21 protein-coding genes are annotated in these 26615 nt (G+C 61.8%); 10 read left to right on the top strand and 11 right to left on the bottom strand.

The features are described 5' to 3' along the window. The first annotated feature begins 11 nt into the window (after positions 1-11). Positions 12-764 (top strand): sulfite exporter TauE/SafE family protein, encoded by a 753-nt coding sequence (locus AB7951_RS02180; RefSeq protein WP_120288012.1) that lies wholly within the window; start codon positions 12-14, stop codon positions 762-764. Here AB7951_RS02180 and AB7951_RS02175 read toward each other — a convergent pair whose 3' ends face one another. Together AB7951_RS02175 and AB7951_RS02170 are read right to left on the bottom strand one after the other, a co-directional pair. Then, positions 765-1403 (bottom strand): LysE family translocator, encoded by a 639-nt coding sequence (locus tag AB7951_RS02175; RefSeq protein WP_120287187.1) that lies wholly within the window; start codon positions 1401-1403, stop codon positions 765-767. Between the two features lie 12 nt (positions 1404-1415). Next, positions 1416-2363: an alpha/beta fold hydrolase gene (locus tag AB7951_RS02170; protein ID WP_120287188.1), complete on the bottom strand. Its 948-nt coding sequence runs from the start codon at positions 2361-2363 to the stop codon at positions 1416-1418. A 199-nt stretch (positions 2364-2562) separates the two neighbouring features. On the opposite strand from AB7951_RS02170, the gene AB7951_RS02165 reads away from it, so the two are divergent. Beyond that, the gene (locus AB7951_RS02165) at positions 2563-3039 is read left to right on the top strand and encodes an Hsp20 family protein (RefSeq protein WP_199711967.1); all 477 of its coding nucleotides are present in this window, start codon (positions 2563-2565) and stop codon (positions 3037-3039) included. 99 nt (positions 3040-3138) lie between these two features. Here AB7951_RS02165 and AB7951_RS02160 read toward each other — a convergent pair whose 3' ends face one another. Next, complete coding sequence (locus AB7951_RS02160) at positions 3139-3984, bottom strand: hypothetical protein (RefSeq protein ID WP_120287190.1); 846 nt, start codon at positions 3982-3984, stop codon at positions 3139-3141. A 547-nt stretch (positions 3985-4531) separates the two neighbouring features. Here AB7951_RS02160 and gltB point away from each other — a divergent pair. Beyond that, the gene (gltB, locus tag AB7951_RS02155) at positions 4532-9289 is read left to right on the top strand and encodes a glutamate synthase large subunit (protein WP_120287191.1); all 4758 of its coding nucleotides are present in this window, start codon (positions 4532-4534) and stop codon (positions 9287-9289) included. 146 nt (positions 9290-9435) lie between these two features. Next, positions 9436-10893 carry a glutamate synthase subunit beta gene (locus AB7951_RS02150; protein WP_439059877.1) on the top strand — a complete coding sequence of 486 codons (1458 nt, stop codon included), beginning with the start codon at positions 9436-9438 and terminating at the stop codon, positions 10891-10893. 143 nt (positions 10894-11036) lie between these two features. Here AB7951_RS02150 and AB7951_RS02145 read toward each other — a convergent pair whose 3' ends face one another. Continuing rightward, positions 11037-12953 (bottom strand): AAA family ATPase, encoded by a 1917-nt coding sequence (locus tag AB7951_RS02145; RefSeq protein ID WP_441255650.1) that lies wholly within the window; start codon positions 12951-12953, stop codon positions 11037-11039. 451 nt (positions 12954-13404) lie between these two features. On the opposite strand from AB7951_RS02145, the gene AB7951_RS02140 reads away from it, so the two are divergent. Further along, positions 13405-13785 (top strand): DUF930 domain-containing protein, encoded by a 381-nt coding sequence (locus AB7951_RS02140; RefSeq protein WP_120287194.1) that lies wholly within the window; start codon positions 13405-13407, stop codon positions 13783-13785. Between the two features lie 15 nt (positions 13786-13800). Here the strand turns inward: AB7951_RS02140 and AB7951_RS02135 are convergent, their stop codons facing one another. Further along, positions 13801-14055 carry a PepSY domain-containing protein gene (locus AB7951_RS02135; RefSeq protein WP_120287195.1) on the bottom strand — a complete coding sequence of 85 codons (255 nt, stop codon included), beginning with the start codon at positions 14053-14055 and terminating at the stop codon, positions 13801-13803. A 231-nt stretch (positions 14056-14286) separates the two neighbouring features. On the opposite strand from AB7951_RS02135, the gene AB7951_RS02130 reads away from it, so the two are divergent. Then, the gene (locus tag AB7951_RS02130) at positions 14287-15993 is read left to right on the top strand and encodes a DUF459 domain-containing protein (RefSeq protein ID WP_120287196.1); all 1707 of its coding nucleotides are present in this window, start codon (positions 14287-14289) and stop codon (positions 15991-15993) included. 157 nt (positions 15994-16150) lie between these two features. Here the strand turns inward: AB7951_RS02130 and AB7951_RS02125 are convergent, their stop codons facing one another. Further along, positions 16151-16513: a CsbD family protein gene (locus tag AB7951_RS02125; RefSeq protein ID WP_089266232.1), complete on the bottom strand. Its 363-nt coding sequence runs from the start codon at positions 16511-16513 to the stop codon at positions 16151-16153. 82 nt (positions 16514-16595) lie between these two features. Beyond that, positions 16596-17330 carry an SDR family oxidoreductase gene (locus AB7951_RS02120; protein ID WP_120287197.1) on the bottom strand — a complete coding sequence of 245 codons (735 nt, stop codon included), beginning with the start codon at positions 17328-17330 and terminating at the stop codon, positions 16596-16598. A 107-nt stretch (positions 17331-17437) separates the two neighbouring features. Between AB7951_RS02120 and AB7951_RS02115 the strand changes: the two genes are divergently transcribed. Together AB7951_RS02115 and AB7951_RS02110 are read left to right on the top strand one after the other, a co-directional pair. Continuing rightward, positions 17438-18217 carry an SDR family oxidoreductase gene (locus AB7951_RS02115; RefSeq protein ID WP_199711968.1) on the top strand — a complete coding sequence of 260 codons (780 nt, stop codon included), beginning with the start codon at positions 17438-17440 and terminating at the stop codon, positions 18215-18217. A 117-nt stretch (positions 18218-18334) separates the two neighbouring features. Continuing rightward, positions 18335-19222, top strand: coding sequence for a TauD/TfdA dioxygenase family protein (locus AB7951_RS02110; RefSeq protein ID WP_120287198.1), 888 nt, complete (start codon positions 18335-18337; stop codon positions 19220-19222). 52 nt (positions 19223-19274) lie between these two features. Here AB7951_RS02110 and AB7951_RS02105 read toward each other — a convergent pair whose 3' ends face one another. Further along, complete coding sequence (locus AB7951_RS02105; RefSeq protein WP_120287199.1) at positions 19275-20240, bottom strand: tripartite tricarboxylate transporter substrate binding protein; 966 nt, start codon at positions 20238-20240, stop codon at positions 19275-19277. Between the two features lie 96 nt (positions 20241-20336). Continuing rightward, positions 20337-21734, bottom strand: coding sequence for a lytic murein transglycosylase (locus AB7951_RS02100; protein WP_441255649.1), 1398 nt, complete (start codon positions 21732-21734; stop codon positions 20337-20339). A 262-nt stretch (positions 21735-21996) separates the two neighbouring features. Here AB7951_RS02100 and AB7951_RS02095 point away from each other — a divergent pair, with 262 nt between their 5' ends. Beyond that, entirely contained in the window at positions 21997-22881 is an 885-nt protein-coding gene (locus AB7951_RS02095; protein ID WP_068728967.1) for a UTP--glucose-1-phosphate uridylyltransferase, read from the top strand. Positions 22882-22884: 3 nt separating this feature from the next. Here the strand turns inward: AB7951_RS02095 and AB7951_RS02090 are convergent, their stop codons facing one another. Beyond that, on the bottom strand, positions 22885-24381 hold the full coding sequence (locus AB7951_RS02090; protein ID WP_170849588.1) for a sensor domain-containing diguanylate cyclase: 1497 nt from the start codon (positions 24379-24381) through the stop codon (positions 22885-22887). Positions 24382-24580: 199 nt separating this feature from the next. Here AB7951_RS02090 and AB7951_RS02085 point away from each other — a divergent pair, with 199 nt between their 5' ends. Then, positions 24581-24853 carry a hypothetical protein gene (locus tag AB7951_RS02085; RefSeq protein ID WP_089266229.1) on the top strand — a complete coding sequence of 91 codons (273 nt, stop codon included), beginning with the start codon at positions 24581-24583 and terminating at the stop codon, positions 24851-24853. 34 nt (positions 24854-24887) lie between these two features. Here AB7951_RS02085 and AB7951_RS02080 read toward each other — a convergent pair whose 3' ends face one another. Then, positions 24888-26570, bottom strand: a complete 1683-nt coding sequence (locus AB7951_RS02080; RefSeq protein WP_120287201.1) for an outer membrane beta-barrel protein — start codon at positions 26568-26570, stop codon at positions 24888-24890. Between the last annotated feature and the right edge of the window lie 45 nt (positions 26571-26615).

Genomic DNA, 26615 nt, shown 5'->3' with positions numbered 1-26615 from the left:
GTGCCTGCATCATGTTCGATTCCTCACTCATTCTGATCGCTGCAGTCTTCGCGCTCGCCGGCTTCGTCAAAGGGGTCATCGGCCTCGGCCTCCCGACCGTTTCGATGGGCCTGCTCGCCGTCGCCATGCCGCCGGTGCAGGCGCTGGCCATCGTCATCGCCCCCGCGATCGTCACCAATATCTGGCAGACTTTCGTCGGCGGCTATTTGCGCGACATCATCCGCCGGCTGTGGCCGCTGATGCTCGGCACCGCTTTCGGTATCTGGAGCAGCGGCGGGCTGATGACCGGCCCCTATGCGCGCTACGGCACCGTCGTGCTCGGCATCCTGCTGGTGATCTATGGTGCCATCAGCCTCGTGAAATTCCAGCTAAGCGTCGCAAAACAGAACGAAGGGTGGGTCGGCGGCGTCGTCGGCCTTGTCACCGGTGTCGTCGCTGCCGCCACCGGCGTGCAGGTGATCCCGTCGATGCCCTTCATGCAGTCGATTGGCATGGAAAAGGACGAGCTGATCCAGGCGCTCGGTGTCTATTTCACCGTCTGTACTCTCGCACAGGCCTTCAACCTCTCCAGCGCCGGTCTGCTGAATGCCTCCATAGCGCTGTCGGGCCTCGTTGCCATGGTGATGGCCTTTGCCGGCATGTTCATCGGCCAGATGGTGCGTATGCGGATGCATCCCGACCAATTCCGCCGCTGGTTCCTGATCGCGATGATGCTGCTCGGCGTCTATCTGGCCGGCGTCGAGACGTGGGAAATTCTGAAGTAACTAACGCGTCTCCAGCATCGCCACGCGGATGCCGAGATAGATGAAGACGCCGCCGAGGGCGCGGTTGATCCACATCATTGCCTGACTGGATCGCCGGACGCGGCTGGCGGCTTTGGCCGCGACAATGGCCGTGCCGAGCCCCCAGATCGTGCCCGTGCTGATGAAGATCAGCCCAAGTACGATGAAAGCCAACGCCTTGCTGGGCGCATCCACGTCGACGAATTGCGGCAGGAAGGCGAGAAAGAACAGCGCCACCTTCGGGTTCAGCGCGTTGGTGAAGGCGCCCTGCCAGAACACCTGCCGAAGCGACAGCAGCGGCTTTTCCGCAGCGTCGTTCGTTGCAACTGTCGATGCCCGCGCACGCAGCATCTGCACGCCGGTGTAAAGCAGATAGGCCGCACCGATCCATTTCACCGCTGTGAAGGCATAGGACGAGGCCGCCAGCAGCGCCGACAATCCGACCGCCGCGGCGAACACATGGACGAGGCATCCCGCACTGATCCCCAGCGCGGCCGCGACACCGCCACGCCAGCCCATCTGCACGCTGCGCCCGACGATATAAGCCGTGTCCGGCCCCGGCGTGATGTTGAGCAGGATGCCGGACAGGATGAAGAGCCAGAGGCCGTGAATACCAAGCATAGGATGTGTCCGTTATTTGAACAGCGGCGTCCCCGGCACGAATGCATCGAACGCCGCCCAGAATTGCTGCCGGTAGCGATCCTGTTCCTGCAGGATCTCGTGACGGGAGCCGGCGATCACCAGATGCGACCCGGCACGCAGGTGATAGGCGAATTCCTCGATGGCCGGCGTCGACACCACCTGGTCGTTGCTGGCCGCCAGCATCAGGATCGGCTGACGGATCTTCACGGGATAGCTGGCCTCGCGAAAGCCATGCATCCCACGGATCGCCGTATCGGCCCAGGCCACCGTCGGCGAGCCGATGCCGAGCGTTGCGTCCTCTTCGAGGATTGCCGCGTTGCGCGCATAGCGCACAGGATCGCTGGTCAGCTTGTTGTTGGGGAATGACGAGGTCCCGACCAGCTCACCATTGCCGCCGGGAATGTAGTTGCCGCCCTGCCCGGTCCAGCGCATGACACGCAACAGCAGCCGCGCCGGCAGCGAGGTCGAACGGCCCGGCAGATCAATCATCGGCGCCGACAGCACCATGCGATCGAACCAGCGCTTGCCGGAATGCGCCACACGCAGCATCACCGCGCCGCCCATCGAATGCGCCAGCGCGAAATAGGGCGGCGGGCAATCCGGCATCACCACCTGCTGCACGAAACTTTCGACGTCGATCTCGAAATCCGAGAAGCTGCGCACATAGCCCTTGCGGCCATCGCGCAACTGCCGCGACGAATGGCCCTGTCCGCGCCAGTCGATCATGGCCACTGCAAAGCCGCGGTCGCGCAGGTCGCGCACGGTCTCGAAATACTTCTCGATATATTCGCCGCGCCCGCTGAACACGCAGACCGTGCCCTTGCGCCCGGTCGTCGGCGCCCAGCGCGCAAAACGTAGCTCAGCGCCGTCCGGCGTCTTGATGGTGCCGGACACGGCCCCCTCGGGAACGGGGTTGGCGGGAATGGAGACGAGCGTCATGGCGGGGGACCGGTTAGGCGAAAAACGCGGGATTTCAAGGGCGGGAGACAGGTCGGCGCGAATCTTTCGGCCCCCCTTGCGAGCCGCCAGACCCCTCCCATATCAGCTTCATGCAGGCCTCTCTAGGCTGCATGACACGAAAGCCCGGCCCCTATGGCGGGCGGGTTATTGCAACAGTCGCTCAATGGAGGACTATCCAATGCGTAGCTATGATCTCACCCCGTTTTATCGTTCCACCGTCGGTTTCGACCGCCTGTTCAATCTGCTCGATCAGAGCACAGGTGACGCAGCGCCGGGCTATCCGCCCTACAATATCGAGCGCACCGGCGAGAACGAGTACCGTATCAGCGTCGCCGTTTCCGGCTTTGCGCAAAACGAACTCTCCATCGTCGCGAAGGAAAACACGCTGACGATCAAGGGCGAGAAGGCTGCCAACGAGAATGGCAGCAAGGCCGAAGTGCTCTATCGCGGCATCGCCGCCCGTGCCTTTGAACGCGCCTTCCAGCTTGCCGATTTCGTACAGGTGAAGAACGCCTCGCTCGAGAACGGCCTGCTTCATGTGGACCTCGTCCGTGAGATCCCGGAAGCCAAGAAACCCCGCAGCATTCCGATTTCCACCAGCGCCGCGAGCGCGCCGCAGGTGGTTGACGGCTCGGCCGAGAAAGTCGCCGCGTAACCGCGACTTTGTACTTGAAGTATGTGAACTGAAGTAAGTGTAGTTGTTGAACGAACGCCCCGGAGCAATCCGGGGCGTTTTTTCTTGATCCGGCCCGGACTATTCCAGCCCCTGGGCAGCCGGCGGCGTTTCCGCAGCTGGCGGTGTCGCAGGCTTTGCTTCTGTCGCCGGCGCAGCGACTGTCGGAGCAACAGCGTCTTTCTTCTCGGGCACTGCCGGTGTTGCCGGAGCAGCCCCGGTCGTTTCCGGCGCCTTCGTCTCGGCGGGCTTCTGCTCCGTCACGGCCGATTGCTGCACGGGCGCAGCGGCCGGCGGCGTTTCAGGTGGTTTGACTGCGACCGGCTTGGTCTCGGCCGGAGCGACAGGCTTGGCCGGCGCCGCAACCGCGCGCACCGGTGGCCGCTTCGGCAGCGGCACGCTCGTCGTGCGGCTGGCAACCTTCGGCGCGGGCGTTGCCGTCCCGGCTGTAAACGGCGGGCGGCGATATTGCGGCAGGGTCGGCACTGCGCCCTGCGGGCCGTAGCGCGTGTCGATTTCCTCACTCATCCGGTCGCCCATGCGATAGGCCGGAATGAAGCGCAGAATGCGTCCGCTCCGCGCATCGATCACCAGCCGGCCGTCCTCGCCGTCGAGATCGATCGCCGCGACCGTGTAGATGAGGCCGCGCTGCTGCGGCATGCCGAGGGCGGAGAAGCCGGCCTCGCGCAGGATCGAATAGACCTCACGCAGCGGCAGCACCGCCAGATCATAGCCACGGCGCAACACGCCATAGGGGCGCGGCTCCGCATATTCCACGGGCGGCATAGCCGCATAGGGACCGCCGACATCGGAGACCTGCGCCACAACGGCAACGTCGCCGCGCATCGGCGGCAGCGCCTGCGCCTGTGCAGCACCACTCGCCAGCAACAGACCGGCCGAGGCCAGACATCCCACAAGTACCTTCATTGCATGCTCCTTCGACGCCCCCGCGCCCGGAGAGTGTTCAACTTCCTGAACCTCACGCTTCGCTCGCCTGCCAGCACCGCTGCCACAGGCGTTAACGAGCACTGCGCAACCTCACCGCTGAATCCGGCAGCCCTTGGGCCAGCCTTTGGCCGGAACGCGGCACCTCCGGGCTGAATGTGTCCACGCCAGCTTGGACAATTTGGCATGCGTTGTTGCTATGCGACGACGGACTCAAGCGCGCTTGTGTGCTAGATAAAAATTTGGCAAAGTCCTGGTTAGGACAGCATCACTGTCGCAATTTTTGGTGGCAAATCCGGCACAGGGTTTGCAACATAAGCAGGCGTCGCGACTAAAAAACACGCCTGCTGAGACGAAATGCCTTTAAGGCGAGATATGGGGTGGCCGCCGGGGACGATGGGCACCACCAGTCTGAATTCTGAAAACGAGGCTCGCAAGACGCGCGAGCGGTAGCCCGAACGGGTTCCGCGAGCGTCAAAGGTGCGCCGACAAGGGTGGCAGAACCCCGACGGGGGTTGAGAGGACGAAGATGAGCGGATCAGAGCACGAGCGCCAATTGATCGAAACCGGCACGCATTCGGCGGCCCCGGCTATCAAATCGGCTAACGTGAAAGACACCGCCATCAAACCGGAACTCCATACCTACCGTCCGCCGGCGCTGGGCCTCTATGACCCGTCGCAGGAAAAGGACGCCTGTGGCGTCGGCTTCATTGCCAACATCAAGGGCCGCAAGTCGCATCAGATTGTGTCTGACGCGATCAGCATCCTGTGCAACCTCGAGCACCGCGGCGCCACCGGCGCAGATCCGCGCTTTGGCGACGGCGCCGGTATTCTGGTGCAGATCCCGCATAAGTTCTTCGTCCGCAAGACTGTGGAACTCGGCTTCAGCCTGCCGGAGCCTGGCCAATACGCCATCGGCGCGCTGTTCATGCCGCGTGATACCGCGTGGCGGAAAGTCATTCAGGGCATCATCGGCGACCAGATCAAGGCCGAAGGCCTGAAGCTGCTCGGCTGGCGCGACGTCCCGACCGACAACGCATCGCTCGGCGAAAGCGTGAAGCCGACCGAGCCTGCCAACATGCAAGTCTTCATCGGCATCGGCAAAGCCAAGATCGCCGACGAGGACGAATTCGAACGCCGTCTGTACATTCTCCGCAAGTCGATCTCGCAGGCGATCTATCAGCGCCGCGAGCGCGGCCTTGCCGGCTACTATCCGTGCTCGATGTCGTGCCGCACGATCATCTACAAGGGCATGTTCCTCGCCGACCAGCTCGGCAGCTACTATGCCGACCTGCACGAAGAGGATTTCGAAAGCGCGCTGGCACTGGTGCATCAGCGCTTCTCGACCAACACCTTCCCGACCTGGTCGCTGGCGCATCCGTACCGCATGGTCGCGCATAACGGCGAAATCAACACGCTGCGCGGCAACGTCAACTGGATGGCGGCGCGTCAGGCGTCCATCGAGTCCGAACTGTACGGCAAGGACATCAGCCGTCTGTGGCCGATCTCCTATGAAGGCCAGTCGGACACCGCCTGTTTCGACAACGCGCTCGAATTCCTGGTACAGGGTGGCTACTCGCTGCCCCACGCCGTGATGATGATGATTCCGGAAGCCTGGGCTGGCAATCCCCTGATGGATGAGCAGCGCCGCGCCTTCTACGAATATCACGCCGCGATGATGGAGCCGTGGGACGGTCCTGCCGCGCTCGCCTTCACCGACGGTCGACAGATCGGCGCGACGCTGGACCGTAACGGTCTGCGCCCCGCACGTTATCTCGTCACCAAGGACGACCGCATCGTGATGGCGTCCGAAATGGGCGTGCTGGCGATTCCGGAAGAAGACATCATCACCAAGTGGCGTCTGCAGCCCGGCAAGATGCTGCTGGTCGACCTTGTCCAGGGCCGTCTGATCCCTGACGACGAGATCAAGGCGACGCTGGCCGCAAGCCATCCCTATAGCGAGTGGCTCGAACACACCCAGATCGTTCTGGAAGAACTCCCGGACGCGGCGGCCAAGGGCCAGCGCTCCAACCTGCCGCTGCTCGATCGCCAGCAGGCCTTCGGCTACACCCAGGAAGACGTCACCATCCTGCTGACGCCGATGGCGTCGCAGGGCGAGGAAGCGTCGGGCTCCATGGGCACCGACACGCCGATCTCGGCGCTGTCGAGCAAGCCGAAGCCGCTGTTCACCTACTTCAAGCAGAACTTCGCGCAGGTCACCAACCCGCCGATCGATCCGATCCGTGAAGAGCTCGTCATGAGCCTCGTCTCGATCATCGGACCGCGGCCGAACCTGTTCGACCTGCAGGGCGTTGCCACCACCAAGCGTCTCGAAGTGCGCCAGCCGATCCTGACCGACCAGGATCTCGAAAAGATCCGCTCGATCACCGATGTCGCCGAGTCGCACTTTGTCTCGCGTACCCTCGACACCACCTTCCATGCCGGTTTCGGCGCGGCAGGCATGGAGCAGGTGCTGGATGAACTGTGCGCCCGCGCCGAAGCTGCGGTGCGCGAAGGCGTCAACATCATCATCCTGTCCGATCGCATGGCCGGCTCGGATCGCATTCCGATCCCGTCGCTGCTGGCCTGCGCTTCCGTGCATCACCACCTGATCCGCACCGGCCTGCGCACCTCGGTGGGCCTGGTCGTCGAATCCGGCGAACCGCGCGAAGTGCATCACTTCGCCTGCCTCGCCGGCTATGGCGCCGAAGCGATCAACCCGTATCTGGCGTTCGAATCCATCATCGCCATGAAGGACCGGCTGCCGGTGCAGCTCGACGACTATGAAATCGTCAAGCGCTTCATCAAGTCGATCGGCAAGGGCCTGCTCAAGGTCATGTCGAAGATGGGCATCTCGACCTACCAGTCCTATTGCGGCGCGCAGATCTTCGACGCCGTCGGCCTGCGTCAGGAATTCGTGACCAAGTACTTCACAGGCACCCACACCAAGATCGAAGGCGTCGGCCTCGCCGAAATCGCCGAGGAGACCGTGCGTCGCCACAACGAGGCGTTCGGCGAGATCCAGATCTACAAGACGGCGCTCGATGTCGGCGGTGAATATGCCTATCGCAGCCGTGGTGAAGACCATGCGTGGAATGCGGAGTCGGTGTCGCTGCTACAGCATGCCGTGCGCGGCAACTCGCAGGATCGTTATCGCGCCTTCGCCAAGATCCTCAACGAACAGTCCGAGCGTCTGCTGACGCTGCGCGGGTTGTTCAAGATCAAGACGGCCGAGGACGAGAAGCGCAAGCCTGTGCCGCTCGACGAAGTCGAATCCGCCGCGGACATCGTCAAGCGCTTTGCGACTGGCGCCATGTCCTACGGCTCGATCTCGCGCGAGGCGCATACGACGCTGGCCATTGCCATGAACCGGATCGGCGGCAAGTCGAACACCGGCGAAGGCGGCGAGGAGTCGGATCGCTACAAGCCCATGCCGAATGGCGACAGCATGCGTTCGGCGATCAAGCAGGTCGCGTCCGGCCGTTTCGGCGTCACCACGGAATATCTCGTCAATTCGGACATGATGCAGATCAAGATGGCGCAGGGTGCGAAGCCCGGCGAAGGCGGTCAGTTGCCCGGCCACAAGGTCGACGCGACGATTGCCGCCGTGCGCCACTCGACCCCGGGCGTCGGTCTCATTTCGCCGCCGCCGCATCACGACATCTATTCGATCGAAGACATCGCGCAGCTGATCTACGACCTCAAGAACGTCAATCCGACGGGCCAGGTCTCGGTCAAGCTGGTGTCGGAAATCGGCGTCGGCACGGTTGCCGCTGGCGTCGCCAAGGCGCGCGCAGACCATGTGACCATCGCCGGCTTCGAAGGCGGCACCGGCGCATCGCCGCTGACCTCGATCAAGCATGCGGGTTCGCCGTGGGAAATCGGTCTTGCCGAAACCCACCAGACCCTGGTGCGTGAACGGCTGCGTAGCCGCATCATCGTCCAGGTCGACGGCGGCTTCCGCACCGGCCGTGACGTCGTCATCGGCGCGCTCCTCGGCGCCGACGAGTTCGGCTTCGCCACCGCGCCCTTGATTGCGGCCGGCTGCATCATGATGCGCAAGTGCCATCTCAACACCTGCCCGGTCGGCGTCGCGACGCAAGACCCGGTGCTGCGCAAGCGCTTCACCGGTCAACCCGAGCACGTCATCAACTACTTCTTCTTCGTCGCCGAGGAAGTCCGCGAGATCATGGCCCAGCTCGGCTATCGCAACTTCGACGAGATGGTCGGCCAGGTGCAGATGCTCGACCAGTCGGCGCTCGTGTCGCACTGGAAGGCCAAGGGTCTCGACTTCTCCAAGCTGTTCGTGCGCCAGCCCGAACTGCCCGGCCAGAAGATCTATCACACCGAAGATCAGGACCATCACCTGGAAGCCGTGCTCGATCGCGAGTTGATCAAGCAGGCGCAGCCCGCGCTCGATCGCGGCGCGCCGGTGAAGATCGACACCAAGATCAACAGCACCAACCGTTCGGCCGGCGCCATGCTGGCGGGCTCGGTGGCCAAGATCTACGGCCATGCCGGCCTGCCCGACGACACCATCAAGGTGTCGCTGAAGGGCACCGCCGGTCAGGCCTTCGGCGCATGGCTGTGCAAGGGCATCACCTTCGATCTCGAAGGCGAAGGCAACGACTATGTCGGCAAGGGTCTCTCGGGCGGCAAAATCATCGTCCGCCCGCCGGCGCATTCCGCCATCGTGCCGGAGGAGTCGATCATCGTCGGCAACACCGTGATGTATGGCGCGATCGAGGGCGAGTGCTATTTCCGCGGCGTCGCCGGCGAGCGTTTCGCCGTTCGTAACTCGGGTGCCGTGGCCGTCGTCGAAGGCGCCGGCGATCACTGCTGCGAATACATGACCGGCGGCATCGTCGTGGTGCTGGGCAAGACCGGCCGTAACTTCGCGGCCGGCATGTCCGGCGGCGTGGCTTACGTGCTCGACGAAACCGGCGACTTCCCGAAGCTGTGCAACATGGCGATGGTCGAACTCGAACCGGTCCTCTCGGAAGAGATGATCGCCGAGAACACCTATCACCACTCCGGCGATCTCGAAGCCCATGGCAAGGTCGACGTGTTCGCCAACCTGCTCGACTCCGATATCGAGCGCCTGCATGTGCTGATCACGCGTCACGCAAAATATGCCGGCTCGGCCAAGGCTGCGATGATCCTCGCGGACTGGAAAACCTGGCTGCCGAAATTCCGCAAGGTGATGCCGGTCGAGTACCGCCGCGCACTGCGCGAGTTGAAAGCGAAAAGCGCCGAGGCCGAACCGCAGATCGCGATCGGCGCGTAAGGAAAAGGCCCTCATGGTGAGGAGGCGCGCAGCGCCGTCTCGAACCATGAGGGACAAATCACGCATCCTTCGAGACGCGGCCAAGTGGCCGCTCCTCAGGATGAGGACGGAATTTGGAACTTAAGAGTTCAGAGGCGTCAGTTGTAATGGGCAAGATCACGGGTTTTCTGGAAATCGATCGTCACGACCGCAAGTACGCGCCGGTTACCGAGCGCTTGAAGGGCTATAACGAGTTCGTCATTCCGCTCAGCGAGAAAGACACCCGCGACCAGGCCGCGCGCTGCATGAATTGCGGCATTCCCTATTGCCACGGCACCGGCTCGGTTCAGCCCGGCACGCCCGGCTGCCCGGTCAACAACCAGATCCCGGATTGGAACGACCTCGTCTATACCGGCAACTGGGAAGAAGCCTCGCGCAACCTGCACTCCACCAACAACTTCCCGGAATTCACCGGCCGCATCTGCCCGGCGCCGTGCGAAGCCTCTTGCACGCTGAACATCGATGACAACCCGGTCACCATCAAGACCATCGAATGCGCCATCGTCGACAAGGCATGGGACAATGGCTGGCTGAAGCCGCAGATCTCCGCCGTGAAGACCGGCCGCAAGGTCGCCGTGATCGGTGCAGGCCCCGCCGGCATGGCCTGCGCGCAGCAGCTCGCGCGCGCCGGACACGACGTCCATATCTATGAGAAGTTCGCCAAGGCCGGCGGCCTGATGCGTTACGGCATTCCCGACTTCAAGATGGAAAAGCACATCATCGATCGCCGCGTCGCGCAGATGGAAGGCGAAGGCGTCACCTTCCATTATGGCAAGGCTGTCGGCGGCACCTCGCCCAGTGCGATTGATCCAGCCGAACTGCTCAAAGAATATGAAGCCATCGCGCTGACCGGCGGAGCCGAGCATGGCCGCGACCTGCCGATCCCCGGCCGCGAATTCGACGGCATCCATTTCGCCATGGACTTCCTGCCGCAACAGAACCGCCGCGTCGGCAACGAGCCGCTCGGCGACATCAAGGAAATTCTCGCCGGTGGCAAGCATGTCGTCGTCATCGGCGGCGGCGACACCGGCTCCGACTGTATCGGCACCTCGCTGCGTCAGGGCGCGCTGTCGGTGACCCAGCTCGAAATCATGCCGGCTCCGCCCGAGCAGGAGAACAAGGGCCTGACCTGGCCGAACTGGCCGCTGAAGATGCGGACCTCGTCGAGCCAGGCCGAAGGCGCCAAGCGCGAATTCGCCGTGCTGACGCAAAGCTTTGAAGGCGTAGACGGCAAGGTCACCAAGCTGAACTGCGTGCAGGTCGACGACAAGTTCAAGCCGATCCCCGGCTCGGAATTTGCGCTGCAGGCCGACCTCGTGCTGCTGGCGATGGGCTTCGTCCATCCCGTCCACGAAGGCATGCTGAAGACCCTCGGCGTCGATCTCGACCAGCGCGGCAATGTCCGCGCCGCAACGACCGATTTCGCGACCTCGCTGCCGAAGGTGTTCTCCGCCGGCGACATGCGCCGCGGCCAGTCGCTGGTGGTCTGGGCGATCCGCGAGGGACGTCTCTGCGCCCGCGCCATCGATCAGGCGCTGATGGGAACGACGACGCTGCCGAGGTAATTCCGGACGATCAGAGCAAGTCTAAGCTTCAAGAGCCTCGATACGAAAGTATCGAGGCTCTTTCCTTATGACTCCCCTGCGTCTTCGCGTGCAAGGAACTAGACGTCAGCGCGGGGCGCCGTATCCTAAGAAGCTAGAAAGAACTATCGTGACGCGTCCAAAGTTTTTGCCAACGCGGCAAGATATTCGAAATACACATCTCTAATATGATTTGTGGATAGTTCCGCCCAAACACTTTTCTTAATAGCTCGAATTTCTTGCTCACGAACATCCTTCGCCATACCACCGAGCCTGAGCCACTCGCCTATTGAGTACAGCTTTCCTCGTTGCCCTTCTAACAACGCTTCATCAAAGCCCGGAAGGTCATAGCGACTTCTCGTATCATTGATGGAAGGTCGGAACGCTGCTATCTCGAGAAAATCCTCACCAGTAACAATGCCTGCATCGCCCTCCAGTAATTCATCGTAGCGTTTCCAAACTCCGTAGCCATCACCCTTCTGATGCTCAAGTTGCTTCTCACGCGCCCACTCATCGCTATCGCTGACAATAAAGCACCCTCGGTTTGCCAGCTCCATTACTGGCGTAATATTCCTGATGTCCTTAACACCTCTGGCATGACAGATTCCCGTCTTTGCAAAGACTTTGCTCAGCCCCGAATACTTTGAGGGCAACCGCTTAGTCGCCACCTGGAACAGTCGCTTGTCATTCCAACCCTCAAAAATGATATTCTTCTGATTCAAGCTCTCGAAGAGAGAGTACCCCATAGCGTTATAGATAACTTCTTCGTCTACAATATTTGATTCATTCGCGATCGAGATAACTGTCTTCTCGTTTTTCTTCGTCACAATAATGTGGCGATCAACACTCTCCCTATCGATCATGAAAATAGAGTGAGTACTGTAAATGACGTGATTTGTTTTCGATATCTCGATTAGCTCATCACGCAGAAAACGCGCGCCCGAAGGATGGAGGCTAATATCTGGCTCATCAATGAGCAAAATCGTATTGGACAGTTCCCCGCTTTTCACCTTTGCCGAGATCAACAAAAGAAAACTGACAAAACGCTTGAAGCCGTCGCTGCGCTTTGAAAAATCAAATCTGTTTTTCTCACGTACACCGGCAATTAAATTGGCCCCGTCCGGCACGAGCTCGAACACAATCGAGCGGTGCTCTTTCCAAACACTGCGGAAATGCACCGTCGTTTTTTCAGCGATTTTCGCAAAGAAGTTATGAAGGGTGTTTCGAGAGCCTGCACGAGCATCGCTCACCGCTTTTTGGATATTACTGACATCAGCAAGCGCAAACATATTCTTGAGCGGAAGACATGTATCCGGATCGGAAACAAAATCATCTAAGTTAATCGAACCGGGAAGGAGATTTTTTTCCGAGTACTGCCAGAACAGAACCTGCGGAAGCTGATTTTTGATTTGGGTGGTAACTAACACTCCCACTAAATCAACCAAATCGTCGGTCTCTGCTGGCTCTAACCAATCAGACAAATCTGGGCAATCGGCACCCCAGACCAGAACCATTTTTTTAAGAAGAACCTTGGATCCGTCCTTTCGCTCTAAAAGATAGTCGATTGGGCAAGAGGGCGAGGGCCTACACCAACCCGGATGGATGGCAATGTCGTTTTCAATTTCCCAGTATTCCGGTCTCTTTTTGCCCGAGAGGATATCAACTTCATAAAGACCAGACGCTCTCATTTCGACGAAACGCTTAAGCGTCAAATTTTTTTCCTTAGCGCGCGCAACTGGATTGTTCTTGCTTTTAGAAAAAATAGACTTGGAACTCGTCTCAATGACTTCTTCTATTTCATTTTTCTCGAGAGAGAATGAGAAGCGAACAAACGCTTCGGATATCGGATCTTCACTTGGGGAGGGCTCGCGCGCGTCATCGATGCGAGTCGGCACAAAAGTTCCCAGCGAAGAAATTGCCTTTAGAAGATTGGATTTTCCGGACTCGTTGATGCCGACCAAAACCCGACATCTGGGCATAAGCTCCAACTCGGCGTCTTCTATCGATCGAAAATTTCTTATCTGAATTTTCTCAATATTCATTGCTGCTCCCTGTGACCGATCGCTTGCTCATCGGGGAGCACTAGCGGCGACAGACCATTATACGCGTTAAAGTAGAGGGGCCTCTACCGAGAAAGACGGCTTTCGCACCGCTTGACATACGAGCAATTGAGACTATATTCCGCCAACCCTGTCCAACGAGGGGTGCTTCTCGAGGGCGTCCAGGCAGCCGACGGGACGCGCCACTGAATACAAGGTTGCGCCTTTCGGCGTTTCATCCCCCTCCCATCAAAGGGGACCACCGAAAGGCCAACTTGCGCGGCGACGCGGGACAGACGGCGCGTGCGCGCGTCGATCCCATTCACGGCCGGGACTCGCACAGCGCGACCTGCCGCGCGGCGCATCCCAGAGTGGGTAGCCAGCAACCCGCAGAGACGCTAAGCGGTATCATCCCGCCGATCTCTTACCTTCCAAACGTGTTGTCCCGTCCCGCATGAAATTCCTGCTTATTCCGCTCGGCCTCGTGGCGCTCGTCCCGCAGGCCCACGCCAGCGATGCCCGCTTCATGGCGGCCCTCGGCAAGCTCGATCCCAAGACCCGGCTGGAACAGGTCTGCGATTTCGAGGCGATGCGCCGGATCAGCAAGGGCGGTCCGCGCGTCGAGCGCGCCAAATCCGACGCACTGATGCCGCCGCAGCATCTCGGCAATACGATGATCGCCAAGGGCGGCGCCTATCGCGCGGGCGGCAAATGGATGCAGGTCGCCTTCACCTGCAAGGCGACGCCGGACCACAAGACGGTACTGGATTTCACCTACAAGACGGGAACGGTCATTCCGCCCGCCAAATGGCAGTCTTTAGGGCTCTGGAAATAGACTAGCCTGCCGGCGTCAGTGCTTGGGTTCGTTCTTGGTGAGCGCGCCGCTATGCGGATCGACATGGACCTCGAAGGTCCGGCCGTCCTTCACGACATCGGCTTCCCAATGGCCGTCGTCGGCCTCAAGCTCCCTGACCTCGGTATAGCCCAAGCTGCGCAGCCTTTCGGTGACCTGCTGTGCGGTCATCCAGTCCTTGCCGGGGGTATCTGCGGAAGCCCATGAGGGCAGCACGAGAACGAGCGCAACGGCGAGCAGCAGTGACTTCATGGTAAACCTCCCTGATTTGTCACAACAACTCCGGGATTGCCGCTTTGTTCGGCACAGGCCTTGGCTGCGGCCTCGCTGTTCACCCTGCCGCTAAAAGTTCCGGGATTTGCTTGACGTTAACGCCGGGCGGCGCTTGATGGCGGGATCGCGGCTGCCCGCTTGCGGCCCGAATCCGGTAGTATGTCGAGCGGGAACCCGGGTCTGCGGACCCTGCGATTGCGGTCGAGGCGCATGTCACAGAAGCCCAACTTGCCGAGATGGCGGATCGATCACTGGCGTGCCGAAAAGGGCACGCTGATGGTGCTCGCCGTGGCGCTGGGCCTGCTGATCGGCATTGTGGCGCCCGCGTCGGCGCAGTTCTTCGGTTTCGGTGGTCCGCAGCAACCTCCTCCGCGTCCGCAGCGCAATGTGCCGCAGGGCGGCGGTGGCGGCTTCGGCTGGTTTGGCGGCGGCAATGACAGTCCGTTTTTCGCGCCGTTCCAACAACAACAGGCGCCGAAGCGGGCCGCTCCGCGCGAGGACTATTCGCGCGCACCGTCGCCGGAAAAACGCGATGCCCCGGCCGAGCGCAACGTGCTGGTGCTCGGCGACAGCATGGCCGACTGGCTCGCTTACGGCCTCGAGGACGCCTATGCCGAACAGCCCGACATGGGCGTGATCCGCAAGCACAAGACCGTCTCCGGCCTGCTGCGCTATCAGCCGAAAGGCGATCCCGCCGATTGGGCGGCAGCGGCCAAGGGCATTCTCGCCACCGAGAAGCCCGATGCCATTGTCGTCATGCTCGGCCTCAATGACCGCGTCGCAATCCGCGAGCCCGACAAGGCCGCCGAGAAGAAGGGCGCCAAGAAGGACGAAAAGAAAGACAGCGCCGCGGAAGTGAAGCCCGGCGACAAGCCGGCGGAGCCGGAAGCTGACGATGCAGATATTCCCGATCCCGGTTCGATCGTGACCGAGCGCGGCGCGCGCGCCGGCGGCATGGTCGATTTCCGCGACGAGCGCTGGGGCGAGCTATACTCGAAGAAGATCGAGGAGATGATCAATGTCGTGAAGGCGAAGGGCGTCCCCGTGCTGTGGGTCGGCCTGCCGGCGGTGCGCGGCACCAAGGCGACCGCCGACATGCTCTATCTCGACAATCTCTATCGCGACGCCGCGACCAAGGCCGGCATCACCTATGTCGATATCTGGGACGGCTTCGTCGACGAGGCCGGCCGCTTCCTGCAGCAGGGCCCGGATTTCGAAGGCCAGATCCGCCGGCTGCGTTCGGCCGACGGCGTCTATTTCACCAGGGCCGGCGCCCGCAAGATGGCGCATTACGTCGAGCGCGAGATTACCCGTTTGCTCTCCGGCCGCTCCGCGCCGATCGCGCTGCCGAGCGAGCCTGCGACGCCAGACCTCAATGCCGTGCCCGGCGCGCCAGCGCCGCGTCCGCTGGCCGGCCCCATCGTGCCATTGGTCGCCTCCTCGGTCGGCACCGATCAACTGCTCGGCGGCCCCGGCGTGAAGCCGGTGAGTGTCGATGCACTGGTGGCGCGCGTGCTGGTGAAGGGCGAGCCGCTCGCCGCGCCTGCCGGCCGCGCCGACGACTTCGCCTGGCCGCGCCGCGAGATCGGCCGCGAACAGGCCAAGGGCGATGTGCCTGTGGCCGCAGTCACCCCGACCACATCAGGCACGAGCGGCACGACCGCTGCGGCGACCGGGCCGGACGGCATCGTTCCGGTGATGGCGCCGCCGGCCGCGCCGAAGAAAAAGCCGAAACCCGTCATCGCCACCGAAGCGCCGTCATCCTTCGGTAGTTTCTTTGGCTTCGACGATGCGCCGCGCCGCGCGCCCGTCCAGCAGGCGCCGCAGCGCCCCCGCCCGGCCCAGGCGCCCGGACCGCGGCCGCCCGCCAATGTCGGCCCCGCCGCCTCCGCCCCCTCCGGTTTCTTCACGCGCTAACCGCGCGAAAAATTCCGACGCGAAACTTCAGAGTCAAAAAAATCCCTCAGCCTTTGCGGGCTGAGGGATTTTCGCTTCTGGATATTTTCTGGGACGTTTTCTCAGATGCGATTGCTGACGCTTCTGCAGCGTCCGTTATGTCTGCCGCGATCTGCGATCAATAACCGAAACGGTTCGGACGACGGCGCGGCGGACGCGTCATCAGCATCGCCAGCGCAAAGCCGATACCGCCTGCGATGAGCAGCGAGCCCAGCGGATTATCGCGGACCTTGTCGGTGATCGCCTGCGTGCCGTCGCGATAGACGTCGCTGTCGAGTGCATCCTTGGCATAGCTGGTGGCGGCGTCCGATGCGTCACGCACGGCATCCTTGGCTTGGCCATACAGGTTCTGCACGGTGCCCGTCGCTTCGCGCGCGCGGCCCGAGGCTTCAGTCCGCTCATCGCCCGTGGCTCGGCCGATCACACCTTCAACCTTGCCAGCTGCATCCTTGGCTGCGCCCGCAATACGGTCCTTGTCCATGTCCATTACTCCGTGAGGAAATTCTCGCCGGTGTAATGCCCGAAGCCAGTACTGGTTCCGCCGCGATGCAGGCGCCGTGAATTTAAAGGATCAAACCGCCATCGACGACCAGCGTATGACCGCAAACATAGGATGACAGCGGCGACGCCAGGAACAATGCAGCGCCAGCCATATCGGCAGGCGTGCCGAGCCGCTGCAGCGGGATCCTGGCAATCGCGCCTTCCAGCCGCTTCGGATTCGCTGTCGTGACCTTTGTCATCTTGGTGTCGACGAGCCCCGGCGCGATACCATTGACGCGAATGCCGTCTTCCGACCACGCCTGCGCCAATGTGCGCGTGAGCCCAACTGCGCCGGTCTTCGACGCATTGTAGGAGGGATTTCCCTTGGTGGCGTGATAGGCCGCGGTGGAACTGACAATGATCAATCGGCCGTTGCTGGCCTTCAGTTGCGCGTGAAACTTCGTCGCGCAGCCCATCAGGCTCATCAGGTTGACTTCCATCACCTTGCGGAAGCCATCCATTTCGAATTCACCGCGGCGATAGATCACAGCACCCTGCGCGAGGATCAGCACATCCACCCGATCGAGCTTCGGATCGAAGGCCTCGATGGCCGACGCGCTGCCAACATCGAGCTGGCTGTAGCCGAGGCCGTCGAGATCGGAACCTTCATCGATCGTGTAGTCGCTGGCCTTGGCGCGCGTCCCGCAGACATGCACATGCGCGCCGCGCGCACGAAAGGCCTGCGCCATACCATTGCCGATGCCGCTTGATCCTCCGACGATGAACACCTGCTGGCCGCTGAAATCGAGTTCGTTCATCCCTGATCGTCCTTCTTGATTTTATCGGCGCATGTTTGACCGCGCCGGCGATCGGTGCAAGCCTTCAATCAAGCCTCATCATGAAGGCGCAAAATTCGGAGGATGCCTTGTCGGATTACAAACAACTCAGCCGCTCGGTGCGCGGCCTCACCGTTCTCGTCACCGGCGCTGCAAGCGGCATGGGCCGCGCGACGGCGCGCTTGTTCGGCGACGAAGGCGCCAATGTTGCCGTCACGGATATTTCGGCGGACGGGATTGCAGCAGTCGCGAGCGCGATCACATCAGGCGGCGGCAGCGCACACGCATGGACGCTCGATGTTGCCGATCCCGATCGCATCCGCACAGTGGTCAGCGACGTCGCCGCGCATTTCGGGAGTCTCGATATCATCGTCAACAATGCCGGCATCTCAGTTTCCACCGCGATCGACCAGGACGGCTATGACACCGCGTGGGATCGCGCCATCGCGGTGATGCTGACCTCGCACCAGCGCATCATCCGCGCCGCATTGCCTCACTTGCGCAAGTCGCCCTCGCCGCGGATCGTTAATATCGCGTCCACCGAAGCGCTCGGCGCCACCGCACTGCACAGTCCCTATTCCGCAGCGAAGGCCGGCGTCACCGGGCTTACGCGCTCACTCGCAGTGGAACTCGGCCGCGACGGCATCACTGTGAACTGCATCTGTCCCGGCCCGATCACGACGGGGATCACCGAACGCATCAGCGACGAGCACAAGGTGATCTTTGCCAAGCGCCGCACGGTGCTGCGCCGCTATGGCGATCCGGAAGAAGTCGCGCATATGACGCTAAGCCTGTGCCTGCCGGCCGCGTCCTATATCACAGGCGCGGTGATCCCGGTCGACGGCGGCCTCATGGCACGCAATGCGTAACGGCATTCACACCGGTTGACTTCGCACTTTGGGGGCGTAGCATTTTTCTCAAGCGGCACGGCATCGCTGGAAGCCGCAATCGAATGGGTCAACCATTCCACACGGAGGAAATCTGCAATGCCCGTGACGATCCGCAAACTACATCCCTTGTTCGTCGGCGAAGTGACCGGCGTCGACCTGACGAGGCCCATCAACCCCGATGACGCCGCTGCCATCGAGCGCGGCATGGATGACTACGCTGTTCTGATATTCCCCAAGCAGGATATCACCGACGAACAGCAACTCGCTTTCGCGCAGAATTTCGGCGAGCGAGAGAACCGAAAAGGCGGCTCCGTCACCAAGAAGGAAGACTACCGGCTGACATCGGGTCTCGCCGACGTGTCCAATCTCGGCAAGGACGGCAAGCCGCTGCCGAAAGACAGCCGGACACACCTGTTCAATCTGGGCAACTGCCTGTGGCACTCCGACAGTTCCTTCCGGCCGATTCCGGCGAAATTCTCGCTGCTGTCGGCACGCGTGGTCAATCCGAAGGGCGGCAACACCGAATTCGCTGACATGCGCGCCGCCTATGATGCGCTTGATAACGACACCAAGGCCGAGATCGAGGACATGATCTGCGAACATTCGCTGATGACCTCGCGCGGCGCGCTCGGCTTTCTCGACTACACTGACGAAGAGAAAGAGATGTTCAAGCCGGTGCTGCAGCGGCTGGTGCGCACGCATCCGGTGCATGGCCGGAAGTCGCTGTATCTGTCGTCGCATGCCGGCGCGATCCAGGGCATGTCGGTGCCCGAAGCCCGCGTATTGTTACGCGATCTCAACGAACACGCCACGCAGCCGCAATTCGTCTATGTCCACAAATGGACGCTGCATGATCTCGTGATGTGGGACAATCGCCAGACCATGCATCGCGTCCGCCGCTACGACCAGTCGCAGCCGCGCGACATGCGCCGGGCCACAGTCGCCGGCAATGCGCCGACGGTGGCGCAGCAGGCGGCGGAATAACCTGCCGTTCAAACACAGGCGCGCCGCACGATGCAGCGCGCCTGTGTGCGTTCTAGATCCGCTCGATCTTTGCCTTCTCCAGCACTTCGCCCCAGCGCTTCACGTCGGAGGCAAGGAGATCGATCACCTCCTTCGGCTGCGAGGCCTTCGCCTGGCTACCGAGCGACAGCAGCCGCTCCTTCACGCTCTCATCCTTGAGCAATGTGACCGTCGCAGCGTTCAGTCTTGCCACAACGTCATCGGGAAGGCCGATCGGGCCAACGAGGCTGTACCAGCCTGGCGCCGCGTAACCGGGGAAACCTGCCTCGGCCACGGTCGGAATATCCGGGAATGACGGAAAGCGTTCAGCGGTGGTCACGGCCAGCGCGCGGAACTTGCCGGCCTTGATTTGCTCGATCATCGAGATCGGCGGATCGACCATGAAGTCGATGCGACCCGCGAGGACTTCGACCACGGCCTGCGCGCCGCCGCGAAATGGGATGTGCTGAAATTTCACGCCGGCCAACTGCCCGATCTGCTCGACGATCAGATGGGGCCCCGAGCCGACACCGGGCGTGCCGTAAGTGAGCGGCTTGTCCGGCTGCTTCTTTGCAGAAGCGATCAACTCGGCGAGATTCTTGAAGGGCGCGTCCGCATTACACGAGAACATGTAGGGCGCTTCGGAAACCTGACAGATGCCCTTGAGGTCATCGACCGGTTTGTAAGGCAGGCTCTTGTAGAAGGCCGACGACGCACCATAGGTCGCGGTAATCAGCGAGATCGTGTAGCCGTCAGGCGCCGAGCGGGCGAGCTGCGCCCCGGCGAGCGTCGTGCCGGCACCAGGCTTGGTCTCGACCACCACCGTCTGGCCGAGGATTTTCGACAGACCTTCGGCAAGCACACGCGAGGTTGCGTCGGTGCCGCCGCCCGGCGCGAAACCGTGCAGCAGGGTGATGGACCGTTCCGGCCACGCCGCTTTGGCCTGAAATGGAAGAAGGCTTGCCGACAATCCGGCCAGCAGCGTGCGCCTGTTCAACATCGATAGTCCCCAAAGAATGCATCCAAGGAGACCAGCGTAGCATGCATGCTGCACTGCGGTATAATGCTATGCGCTATGGCCCTCTGCGCAGGGCGCTTATCTCACCCGGAGCCGATCCAGCATCTCCGATGATACAAACCCATCAGCAGGCGCGCCGACGGAGGCCTGGAAATTGCGCAAGGCTTCACGGGTCTGGCCGCCGAACTGGCCGTCCGGCGTGCCCTTGTAGAAGCCGCGCTGCGCCAGCAGCTGCTGCAGCTCAAGCCGTTCTGCGCGGGATAGCACGCGCTCCTGACGCGGCCATGGCTGCACGAAAGGCGGACCGCCGCGCAACCGGTCGGCGAAATGGCCGATGGCCATCGCATAGGCCTCAGCCGGATTGTATTTCATGATGACGCGGAAATTCGTCAGCATCAGGAAGCCCGGCCCCTGCGAACCGGCGGGCGCGAGTAGATAGGCCTTTTCTGTCATGCGCGGGAACGGCTGGTTGTTCGCCCGCTTGAGGCCAAGCTGCTCCCATTGCGGCAGGGTCATCGCCTTGGCCTTGTCGGCCAGCATGTAGTTGAAGCCCTGTGGAACCACGACTTCGTAGCCCCAGGTCTGACCGCTCTGCCAGCCATCCTTTTTCAAGTTGTTGGCGGTCGAGAAAATCAGATCGGTCGGGTTGTCCACCACGTCACGGCGACCATCGCCGTCGCCGTCCACCGCAAAGCGTTTGAACGCGGTCGGCATGAACTGGGTCGGGCCGAATGCGCCGGCCCAGGAGCCGCGCATCTGTTCAGGCCTCAGATCGCCGCGATGCAGGATTTCCAGAGCAACCAGAAACTCATCCTTGAAATAGGCCTGGCGGCGGCCGACGCAGGCTAGCGTCGCCGTCGAGCGCAGCACACTGCGATCGCCGATCATCGTCGAGTAGTTCGACTCGATGCCCCAGATCGACGCGACGATGTAGCGATCGACGCCGTAGGCCTTCTCGGCCGCATCGAAAATGGTCTTGTACTGCGCCAGCACCTCGCGGCCCTTGGCCATTCGGTTGTCGTTCACCAGGATGTCGAGATAGTCCCAGATCGCCTTGGTGAATTCCGGCTGCGAATCCATCAGGTCCATGATTCGCAGATCCGGCGTCAGCCCGGCGGTGAAACGCTGATAGCTGTCCTGCGAGATGCCGCGGCGTGCGGCATCAGGCCACAGTCCGGCAATGCAGTTGTCGAAATTACCAGCGGCCTCGCGGATTGCCTGTGCAGTCATCAGCGGATGGCCGGATGCGCCGTCCTCGCCGCTCCAGGGCTGCGCTCCGGGCGCGCCGGGCAGTGCCGCCTGTGGCGGCGGGTCCTGGGTCTGCGACGATCCGCTAAAGATATTGTCGAACAGGCTGAAAGGGCCGCTCTTGCTCTGCGCCTGCGCCGCCACGGGCAGGGTTACCGTAAGCAAAACTGCGCCGAGCGCAGCTACACCGCATGTCAGGCTACGCGCCATCTTCGTCGCAGATTTCATCACTATCCATCTCGGGAATCTGACCGGAATTTGGTCATGACTGTGGCATGACAGGAGGCCCGGCGAGGGTTTCCATCAGCTTAACACTATTCCAGTTTTGCGTGGCTGGGCGAACGTGCCGCGCGGCAGAAAGGATAATTGCAGACATGTAGCCCGGCACCACACATCCGCCTTTGTTCCCGGTTGCAAACGGAACCAGCAGGCGCAATCTTCGTTGGCCTGCCTGCGTCGTTCCCCTCCAAGGTCATTGCAAAGTCCCCTGATGAAAATTCGCAAAGCCGTTTTTCCGGTCGCCGGCCTCGGCACCCGCGTCCTTCCCGCCACCAAGGCGATGCCGAAGGAAATGCTGACTATCGTCGATCGGCCGTTGATCCAATATGTGGTCGACGAAGCCCGCGAGGCCGGCATCGAACATTTCATCTTCGTTACCGGCCGCAACAAGGGCATCATCGAAGATCACTTCGACCGCATGTTCGAGCTCGACGAGACACTCAAGAGCCGCAACAAGTCTGCCGAGATCGAACAGCTGGCGCTGTCCCAGCCTGCCGCCGGCGCCATGAGCTTCACGCGCCAGCAGGCGCCGCTCGGGCTTGGCCATGCTGTGTGGTGTGCCCGCGATATCGTCGGCAATGAGCCCTTCGCCGTGGTGCTGCCGGACGAACTGGTGCTGAATTCCCCGGGCTGCCTGAAGCAGATGGTCGATATCGCGGGAGCGCTTGGCGAAAAGTCCAACCTCGTTGCCGTCGAGGAAGTCCCGATGGACATGACGCATCAATACGGCATCTGCGGTGTCGGCGAGCGCCACCCAACTCACGAAGCCGCTTTCACCATCGACGGCATGGTCGAGAAACCCCCGAAGGGCACCGCGCCGTCCAACCTTTCGATTACCGGCCGCTACATCCTGCAGCCGGAGATATTCAAGATTTTGGAGACCCAGGAGCGCGGCGCGGGTGGCGAAATCCAGCTCACCGATGCGATGATCGGCCTCGCCAAGAGCCAGTCGTTCTACGGCGTGGAATTCGAAGGCGAGCGGCACGATTGCGGTTCGAAGTCGGGCTTCCTGCGCGCCAATATCGCGTTCGGCCTGCAACGCCCTGATCTGCGCGAAGGTCTGCGCGCCGAAATGCTGCGTTACCTCGGAGAGTAAGCGCTAGGCTGCAATCGCCTGGTGCGCATCGCCTGCGATGACACACTGGTTGCGGCCTGCGGCCTTCGCCGCATAGAGCGCCTTGTCGGCAGCTTCGACCAGTCCCGTCCACTCCATCGTCACCAGCGGCTTCACGCTGGCGACGCCGATGCTGACCGTGAGCATCGCAGGATCGGCCGGCACCTGTTCGACGCGACGTCGAATGGTTTCGGCAACCTCATAGGCATCCTGCACGGTCGCACCGGGCAGCAGCACGGCGAACTCTTCCCCGCCATAGCGCGCGGCACAGTCGCCGGCCCGCTTCGCCGCTCCTGCGATGCAATTCGCGATCGCGATCAGGGCAGTGTCTCCGGATTGATGACCGAAGCTGTCGTTGAAAACCTTGAAATGGTCGGCGTCGATCAACAGCAGTGCCATCGGCCGTGAATGCCTGATGGCGCGACGCCATTCCAGCTCCATCGCCGCATCGAATTTGCGGCGATTGCGCAGTCCAGTGAGACCATCGGTCGTGGCCAGTTCTTCGAGCTTGTGCTCTGCGTGTGCGCGGCGGCCTATTTCGCGTGCCAGAAACAGTGTCACCGCGGTGATGAAGATAATCAGCGCCAGCATGATGCCGCCGATCTTGATCGCCTGCTGATACCACAGACTGTAGATGCCGGCCCACGGCCGGCCGACGATCACGAGCAACGGCCGACCGCTGTCGCGCCACACATAGAGGCGCTCGATCTGGTCAACGACACCGACGCCCGAATACGACCCGTTGGACCGGCTCAGCGCCCGCATCACGCCGGGGGTCTTGCTCAGATCCCTGCCGACCACGTCGAGATCGAACGGCGTACGCATGATGACGACGCCGTCGCGGCGGATCACTGTGATGTTGTCGTCCTTGTTCAGCCGCAAGCGGCCGAACAGATCATGAAAATAGGCGAACCGGATGGCACCCGCGACGACGCCGGCAAAATTGCCATCGACGTCGGTGATGCGGCGGCTCAGCACGACGGAATACGCGCCCCGGTGCAGCATCGGTTTGCTGACATAGAGCCCGCGCTCGCCGTCGAACTTGTGTACCTTGAAGAACTCTTCGTCGGCACTGCTCTGCTTGGCAGGATCGAGCGATGCCGCATCGATGATAAGATCGCCATGCGCATCGAACACCTGAATGGATGCGAACTGGCGCGCTGATGCCGCATTGTCGAACAGGATCAGCTGGCGCATTTCCTTGCTGAGCTTGTCGATCTCGGGCGTATTGATGCCGGAAATGACAGCGCGCAACGACAGATCGTATTGTTCAACGGTTCGACCTATATCAGAATCGATGGAGGTGGCGAGGTTCTCGGCAGTCTGTCGCGCGAGCGCTTCCTCGCCGCGGCGCATATCGAGCATCACAGTGCCGCAAACGGCCGAAAAGCCAATGATCGTGACCAGCGACGACAGAATCAACAGCTTGGCCGATAACGGCCAGCGTCGAATTCCCGTGCTTGCATTGCCCGACTTCATCATGTGCTCCGTACCCCACGGATCGCACGCGAATGCTTGCCGAGCGCTTAAGTACCGGCTTTGGGTTCCACACGGCGTTAACGAACGGTTGCGGAAAATGCTCGGATGACGCACTTCCGATGTCGATTTACCGAAATCGCGCTGTAGCGCCTGATCGCGCGGGCGCGTATGACGTTTGCGAGATTATACCGAGGACAATTCCGTGCCTGACTACGACCTGCTCCGCGCCTACCTGGCCAGCCAGACCAAGGACGAATTCGTGCTGAGCATGGATGCGATCGAGGAGATCATCGACGACGCGCTGCCGCGCGCGTCGCACCGGGCCTCGTGGTGGGAGACCGAGCGCGCGCCCGATGAGCACATGCCGCAGCGCGAGGCCTGTATCGCAGCCGGCTTCATCGCCATCCGATTGCCCGATGGCTCCGGTGTGAAATTTCGCCGGAAGACGGCCAAGTTCATGCGGAAGTGGAATTAGGACGAGCGACGTGGCGCCCAGCGATTTTTGACCGCTATCGCTGCAGTCTCACACCCAGCATCACCACCGTCGAGGCCGTGCTCGCGCCAAGGATGTTTGAATCCAGGATATCGCGGCGCACCTGCGCCTTGAGCTGGATTTCACGGTTCAGCTTGTAAACGAGATCACCCTGCAGCGAGTAGATCTTATCGAAGCGGAAGTTTTCCTGATAGTCCTGCGTCACGTAAGTGAACTTGCCCGTGGCCGTCAGCCAGCGCCGGAAGTCGTGATTGACCTCAACCGTATAGGTGCGTGTGAGAATGCCGGGAACGCCGGGCACGGTGGTCTCGTCGATCGACGTGGTCGAAACGAATTTCGCAGTCGTCAGCGGTGTGGCCGTCCAGATCAGCGACGCTGACGTCAGCAGGCCCTTGAGAACCTCCAGCCGCGTATCCGTATAGCTGCGCGCTGCATAACCGATTGAGGCTTCGCCCGTCAGTAGACGCGTGAATTCAAACGTCGTGCCGGCCTTGATATAGCCGCCGCTGGAATCCCTGAGATAGCCGAAGCGATCCGCCCGATCGTCGTGCACGCGCACATCGCCTTGGACTTCGGCGAACGGCTTCAGACCCGGCAGCACTTCATAGGTGGCGCGGCCGACGCCGCCATACTGATTGAAATTACGGTCATTGTTGTTGGTCTGGGTGCCGTCGGTCAGTTTCGAATCCTGATAGACAGTGCGATCGACGAGACCATCGACCTTGATCTGAAGGCGGTTGAAGTCCTTCTCGACCCCCAGCGACCCACCAGTCGTCGTGAACAGCGGGAACTCCTTCAAGCCGGCCTGAATGTTCGGGCTGCCCGGATTATCCGCGCCGACCCGCATACGCATTTCGCTGTTAACGCGCAGGTCGCGGGCGACATCGAGACGACCGGCGATCTTGCCGTTGAATTCGGCGCGATCGACATTTTCGGGTGCCGGCGAAGTCTGGAATGGCGCTGCGGGAAACTGCTTCTCATAGCCGGTGAAGGATCCGCGCAGATCCACGATGATCGAGTGCCGCGTCCAGTCGGTTGCGGCCAGCAGCTCCGGCGCGACCTTGTAGAACGACGACCCCTTCGGCTGCACGAAACGCGCCGGATTGTTGTCGAAACCGCCATAGATTTCCACGGCTGACTTCACGAGAAAGCTGCCGACGCGCACGCCGGTCGGGGCATAAGGATCGGGATCAATCGGCAATCGCCGGCGCGGCGGCTGACCCACCACGGTGCCGGCAACCGACGGCGCAACGGGGGGCTTGGCGGCCTTGGCCGATGGCGGTGACGGCCGCGTCTCGGGCACCAGCGGCGGCGGCGGGCTGCCGGGGCCCACTGGCGGCTTCGGCTTCTTCGCGCCCGGATAATATTTGGTCTGCTTGCGCTTGCGGTTGAGCGCATCGAACCCGGTGCCGGCGGCGCCCGATGCAGCGGGCAGCGGCGGCGTGATGATCGATTGCGGGATGCGATCCGGCGATAGCTGGCTGGTCTGCAGCGTTCCAGTTGGCTGGAGCGGCGCATCCGTCGTTCGGCGCGTCGGCAGATTCTGCGGTGACACGAAACCGCCCGGGACCGGCGCCAGCAGGTCTGACGTCAATGCTTGCGAGAATGCCGGAGATGGCGTGAGGAGGCTCAGGCACAGACATGCCGAAACCGCGCCGTTGGCCCAGGCGCGGTTGCGGCGGTCGCGTACTCGACCCATCCTCACGATCAGAAAAACTCCAACACTATCAAAAGCTTACAAAAT

The sequence above is a fragment of the Tardiphaga sp. 285_C5_N1_2 genome (assembly GCF_052076065.1).
In the GTDB taxonomy this organism is placed as follows: Bacteria; Pseudomonadota; Alphaproteobacteria; order Rhizobiales; family Xanthobacteraceae; genus Tardiphaga; species Tardiphaga robiniae.
This window is presented reverse-complemented; position numbering and strand designations above follow the sequence as displayed.